The sequence below is a fragment of the Chthoniobacter sp. genome (assembly GCF_040003245.1).
Classification (GTDB): Bacteria; Verrucomicrobiota; Verrucomicrobiia; order Chthoniobacterales; family Chthoniobacteraceae; genus Chthoniobacter.
The window spans coordinates 1-5,017 of record NZ_JBDUCX010000351.1; the positions used below are offsets into that span (position 1 = coordinate 1).

The window sequence follows — 5,017 nt, forward strand, 5'->3', positions numbered from 1 at the left end:
CCATCTTCTGGGCCTGCTGCAATTCGCGCTCCGCCTTGGCGCGCTGCTCCATTTGCTCTTGCAGCGCCTTGTTGGCCCGCCAGAGCTCGACCGTGCGCGCGTGGACCTTCAGTTCCAGGCTCTCCTGGGCGAGCTTCAGCTTATCCTCCGCGCGCTGGCGGGCTTCGATCATCTGGTTCAGCGCCTCGGCGAGCGGACGAAATTCCCCGGCCACCTTGCCGGAGGCGCGATGCTTGGCGCGCCCGTTCTTGACCGCCATGGCCACCTCCACGAGGTGCGCCACCGGGGCCGCCATGCTGCGACCCGCCCGCACGCAAGTAGCCACCGCCGCGATCATGGCGCTCACCGCGAAGAAGATCAGGAGCCACTGCTGCCAGACGCCAGTGGCCGTCTGGGGCAACGAGTGGGCGATGGTAATGATCAGCACCAGGCAGCCCACCAGGACGCAGAACGGGAGGGCAAGGCTCCTCCAGATGAATAGCGATGGGGTCTGACTACTGCGCATAGCGTCCTCTGCGAAAGCAGATTGCGGGCGCACCAGTCCGTTTTTTCTCAGAAACTCCCATCAGGCCCGGCGGGAAGGAGACGGCACTCCGGTTTTTCTACGTAAGAACCCTCCCCTTCGCATATTTCCCCGGGAACTCTCGCAGAATTGCGGAAGCAATTTCTGTATCGCGTGCTATAATCCCGCCGCACGAACCATGCAGGCCGACCTCTGGATTTCCTCTTTTGGCACCTTGCCTTGTTTCTTGTCCAGGTTTTCGCGGCGGAAAAATACGTAAACCCGCGTGTTTGCCGTTGCACGAGACCTGCTTAATCCCTATTCCTCTCGGCTTTCGCGCCGAACTAGCGAACCACTCCCTCCTGCCTATCCTTCATGTTTAAACGTATCCCCTTCGAAAGAGTCCACTGGGTCACCAGTTCCTTCCTCATCGGCACCCTTTTTCTCTCGCTCATCACGGTGCCGCTCTACATCTGGCACTTTGGCATCGATTGGTTTCAGATCGTTTTGTTCTTCGTGATGATCAGCGCCTGCGGCTTCTCCATCACGCTCGGCTATCACCGGATGTTCTCGCATCTCGCTTTCCAGGGCCATTGGCTGGTCCGCGCCCTCGTCCTCATTTTCGGCGCCGGCGCCTTTGAAAACTCCGCGCTCATGTGGTCCAGCGAGCACCGCGTCCATCACAAGCACGTCGATCACGACGAAGATCCCTACGACATCTCCAAGGGCCTCTTCCACGCCCACATGGGCTGGCTCATGTTCAAGCTCAAGGGCGACCCCGATTACAGCAACGTGCCCGACTTGAAGAAGGACTGGATGGTCATGCTCCAGCACAAGTACACGCAACAGTTGGCGGTGCTCGTCGCCTTCGTGCTGCCGACCGTCATCGGTTACATCTGGGGCGGCTGGCGCTCGGCGCTCGGCGCGCTCGTCATCGGCGGCTTCGCCCGGGTCGTGGCTCTCCAGCACGCTACCTTCTGCATCAACTCGCTCTGCCACTACATCGGCAAGCGCCCGTATTCCTCGCGTTGCTCGGCGCGCGATTCGTTTCTCCTGGCGGTCATCACCGGCGGCGAAGGCTACCACAATTACCACCACGAATTTCAGCACGACTATCGCAACGGCGTGAAGCCCTGGCAATTCGACCCCACCAAGTGGATCATCTGGACGCTTTCCCAAGTGGGTCTCACCAGCAACCTGCGCCGCGTGCCCGACGAGAAGATCCTCCTCGCCGAGCTCGCCGAAGCCCAGCGCCACATGGAGACGAAGCTCGAGTGCCCGCACCTGCCCGTGGCCGCCCGCGAATACATCGCCAGCGCCTACGCCCGTCTGCAGGCAACCGCCACCGAATGGGCGCAATTCAAGGACGCCCAGATGGAAATCACCCGCGAGATGCTCGCGGAGTTGCGCGCCGAAGTGCGTGCCGCCCTGGCCAGCCTCCGCCTGCCCGAGCACGCGATTCCGACGGCTGCGGGAGCGTAAGGCTCGGCACCAAACTCAGCAGGATCGCTGTCGGCTGTAAGGTCGCGGTATCCTCTTCCTCCTCGTTCCCGTCCTCGCAATAGGAGCGAATCGAGGATGAGCACATCTGCCCGCTGCTCCCAAATGCCATAGACTGGCATTACCAACCCGCGACGTACCGCGCACTACGACATCGCCCCGTAGAAAAATTCGGACCTTGAGAACCTTGATTTACCTTGAGTCGCCTTGATCCTACTCAGCTCTGACCTGCTCCGACCACAGGCAATCAAGGCATCGGCAGGCCAATCCTCAAGTCAACCCGACCACCTTGCTGCAACTGACTTGCATCAATCCGTATCTGTTGGATGTATCAAAGAACCTCTTTTCCTCCCCGCCACCGGAATACCCAAGCCCCATTCACCTTTCCTATCTCCTGCGCGGATAGTAGCAACTCGAACGCCAAAAGTCAAGAAGAAAATGTGCCGCTTCGGAAACGGTCCTGATGCCCTGTGAGAAGGTTACTCATAGAATTTGCCCGAATGCAGTATCTCGGCAAACCCTCTCCACGACGGCAACTCGGAGATCGAAGGCTCACCAGTGAGCCCAGAATTGCCAGCAGCCCACGCCGACATCGCTCCGAGGAATGCGGCGATGCTGCCGTTTTCCCAGCCGCGTAGGCTAAGATTGAGTTTCCCTCCTTTGGTCCGCGTCGACTCCCCGTCTGTCTCCTCCGCATCTTCAGCGAGAGCTTGCACAAACCGCAAGAACGACTCCTTGGAGTCAACCTTTTCGCCATATCGTAGAAGTTCATGGAGGGGTGGCGGCAGCTAAGATGAAACGGGCGACAAGCCCCTTCGTTTTCCAAAGCGACGGGCGATGTGACTTTTGGGCATTCTACTGTGCTTCCGATATGAGGCCAGCAAAGCGGAAGTCATACACAGGATACTGGCGGACCGAGTGGATTTGCCAAGCCCGGAACAGCGAGGCTCGACGGGCCACCGGCCACGGCCTAGGCTGACCGGCAGACCCCATCGCCATGGATTTCCGCAACGAAGACGGCCGAGTCCGTCCGCATTTCAAAATTTTGCCCATCGTCCTCGCGGGGCTCTTTCTCCTTTTCCAGTATCTTTCCTCAGAGAAATTTACCAATCCCATCACGGGGCAAAGCCATCGGGTGGGGATGAGCACGCAGCAGGAGGCGGCGCTGGGGTTGCAGAGTTACCAGCAAATCCTCTCGCAAGAACACGCGATCCGCTCCGGCCCGGAGGTGGACAAAGTGACGGGCGTGGCCCAGCGGCTGGCGGCGGCGGTAGGCGAGGATGGGGCAGGATTCGAGTGGGCGGTGAGTGTGCTCGACAGTCCGCAGATGAATGCTTTCTGCCTGCCGGGCGGAAAGATCTGCGTCTACACCGGCATCCTCCCGGTGGCGAAGACGGAGGCCGGGCTGGCGGCGGTGATGGGGCACGAAATGGCGCACGCCATCGCCCGGCACGGCTCGCAGCGGATCCTGCAACAGCAGATGACCTCCACGGCGATGCTGGGCCTCCAAGGATCGATGTCCAACATGAGTTACGATCAACAGCGGACGATCATGGGCCTGCTCGGCGCCGGGGCGCAGTACGGTGTGACGCTGCCTTTTTCGCGCAAGCACGAGTCGGAAGCGGATTACATGGGGACGACTTACATGGCGCGGGCGGGCTACGATCCGCACGAGGCGGTGGAACTGTGGAAGCGCATGAGTGGATCCGGCCAGGGGCAGAAGCCGCCCGAGTACGCGTCCACCCATCCCGCAGACTCCACGCGCATCCGGCAACTGGAGGAATGGATGCCGCAATTCATGGCGGAATACGACAAAGCACGGCAGCGGTGACCGTCGGCGGAAGGTCGATGATTGAAATGCAGAGAGGCGGACAGGGAGACAGGGAGACAATCAGACTGATCTGCCGAAGACTGATCCCATTGTCCCATCACTGCTCCAGCGTGGGCCGGATGAGCTTGGCGCGAATGGCTCTTAGCATATCGCCGGCTCTTCCCCGAGTTTGAGCTACGACTCCGCATCTATCGACTTCCCCTCGATCGCGCGACAAGCCAAACGCCTTCGCCAGCCAGGCGCACCTGCGGCTGCTTATCTCTTTTTCGAAATGGCGATTCCTGGTTGGCCCTTTTTCGACGCCGTCATCATGAGTTGACCGTGGGCATTGAGGGCCGCTCGCGGAACCACGGCAATCATCGCCGGTCCTTTCTTTTTGTCGGTCCGAATGAAGCGCAGGATTTGTCCGGAAGGCAGGCCGGCGCCGGCAGAAATGGATTCAATGATGATCGGCTCAATATCCGCCATGTCCAGGCCCAGCCATGGTTGCGCGTAGACGCCGTTCAGGGTCGAACTCCGGCAGACGGTTTCTCCTGCTGGATCAAAACTGAGTTCGTAGCCACGCCGTTTGGCGATCGCGACCAAGGCGTCGTAGGCCGGCACGCCATGGCATTCCAGGCGAAAGTGCCCGGGCTTTCCGTCGCCCGATGAAAACTTCATCCCGGTCTTGGGCAAGTTGGCCGCCGGTGCCGTCTCCGCGTGCTGAGGTGTGGCTTCCGCCATGGCGTTGGGAGGGAAGGCGAATGCGCCGATCATGGCGCCGAGGGCGATCGCTGCGGGGGTGTGGATCGTTTTCATCGGGAAAGAAAATGGAGCGTTTTTCGTTCCGAAACGAAGAGCCACAGCCATGCGCATGAGGCTGATACTACGTGGTTTAGCTGTCCGCATTGCGTGAGAACACGGGGATAAAAATAGTTAGCAGTGTCCGACCGCGCCCCGTCTCGTCAGGGCGGATTGATCAAATGTAGCCGCACGGTTGCGAAGCGCCCTGCGCGTCCAAAATCCGCTGTCATCCGGAGCTTGCCGCAGGATCTCCAATATCCTTCTTCTTCACCCATTCATCAAAGATAGCACCACGCTGGCAGATAACAGCGGCGCGTAAGACGCCAGAAAGTTGCGAATACTCACCACCGATCGGCTCAGACGTGCGCCAGTTCCTTCTTCTCGGCGGAAGGGCCTCCCCG

At 60.1% G+C, this 5,017-nt stretch carries 4 protein-coding genes; 2 read left to right on the plus strand and 2 right to left on the minus strand.

Features of this window, described 5'->3' with window-relative positions; genetic code table 11:
- On the minus strand, positions 1-505 hold a 505-nt coding region (locus ABJF10_RS29165; RefSeq protein WP_348548124.1), incomplete at its 3' end, for a HAMP domain-containing protein.
- 372 nt (positions 506-877) lie between these two features.
- On the opposite strand from ABJF10_RS29165, the gene ABJF10_RS29170 reads away from it, so the two are divergent.
- Positions 878-1,984, plus strand: coding sequence for a fatty acid desaturase (locus tag ABJF10_RS29170; protein ID WP_348548125.1), 1,107 nt, complete (start codon positions 878-880; stop codon positions 1,982-1,984).
- Between the two features lie 1,015 nt (positions 1,985-2,999).
- Positions 3,000-3,833, plus strand: coding sequence for a M48 family metallopeptidase (locus tag ABJF10_RS29175; RefSeq protein ID WP_348548126.1), 834 nt, complete (start codon positions 3,000-3,002; stop codon positions 3,831-3,833).
- Positions 3,834-4,088: 255 nt separating this feature from the next.
- Here ABJF10_RS29175 and ABJF10_RS29180 read toward each other — a convergent pair whose 3' ends face one another.
- Positions 4,089-4,631: a hypothetical protein gene (locus ABJF10_RS29180; RefSeq protein ID WP_348548127.1), complete on the minus strand. Its 543-nt coding sequence runs from the start codon at positions 4,629-4,631 to the stop codon at positions 4,089-4,091.
- Between the last annotated feature and the right edge of the window lie 386 nt (positions 4,632-5,017).